The organism is Yoonia sp. SDW83-1, assembly GCF_046762885.1.
Taxonomy (GTDB): Bacteria; Pseudomonadota; Alphaproteobacteria; order Rhodobacterales; family Rhodobacteraceae; genus Yoonia.
This window is the reverse complement of record NZ_JBKQXO010000047.1, coordinates 1-1119: the sequence shown is the minus strand read 5'-3', so window position 1 is coordinate 1119 and position 1119 is coordinate 1. Positions and strand designations below refer to the sequence as shown.

The window sequence follows — 1119 nt, the reverse complement described above, 5'->3', positions numbered from 1 at the left end:
ACCGCGTCGCTGTCGGTCGTGTCGTCTCCGCCCTGATCGGGGGTCACAAAGACCTGATCGCCGGGGTTTGTGAAGATCACACTGTACTCACCCGCATCGAGATCTTCGAAGAGATAGGACCCGTCCGCGGCGGTCGTGGTTGTCGCAACCACCACACCGCCCAGCACCAGCTGCACTGTGGCACCGGCCACACCCGTATCGCCCGCGCCCTGCACGTCATCCTTGTCCGCATCGACAAAGAACACGCCGCCCAGGCTCGCCGTGCCGGGGTCTTCAACGCCCGCGTCGACATCACGGATCGCATCGCCGATGGTCACGGCAATCGGGCCGGTCGCACCGGTCGCGGGATCGGCGTCGCTGTCAGAGACATCGTCGCCCACATCCTGCGCCACCAGCACCTGGTCATCCACATCCGTCGGGAAGACGACCACATAGGTCCCCGCATCCAGATCGGTAAAGAGATAGGACCCGTCCGGACCCGTCTCTTGCGTCGCCACCACATTGCCGTCTGCGTCCTGCAGGGTCACGGTCTGACCGGCAATCCCCGTCTCGTCCCCGTCGCCATTGTCCTGATCGTCGTCATCGCTGTCGATAAACAGGCGCCCACCAAGCGAGGCCGTGCCGGGGTCCACCAGACCCGCATCCACATCCGCTGTCGTCTCACCGGCCATAACGCTGATCAGACCTGTCGTGCCGGTCGCATCCACATCGCTATCGACCGCATCGTCGCCGCCCGCATCCTGGCCTGCAAAGTCCAGGCCCGTCGGATTGTCGAACCGGACACTGTAATCATCGCCCGGGGCAAGATCGTCGAATGTATAGCTGCCATCAGGACCGGTCGTTGTGGTTGCAACCACCACACCGCCTTGCAGCAGTGTGACGGTAACCCCTGCGACAGGCGTGTCCCCATCGCTTTGCGTGTCGGATTTGTCGGTATCGACAAAAAGCACGCCCGTGATCGCACCCGTATCCGGATCGGCGATGCCGGCGTCGACATTGCGGATCGCGTCGCCGATGTTCACCATCACAGGGGCCGTGGTGGCTGTGCCATCGCCATTGTCCACCGCGTCGCTGTCGGTCGTGTCGTCTCCGCCCTGATCGGGGGTCACAAAGACCTGA

The 1119-nt window shown here is 63.6% G+C and carries 1 protein-coding gene; it reads right to left on the bottom strand.

The window, feature by feature from the left end:
• The coding region (locus ACFWW4_RS22670) for an SdrD B-like domain-containing protein (protein ID WP_411892908.1) at positions 1-1119 on the bottom strand (1119 nt) is incomplete at both ends.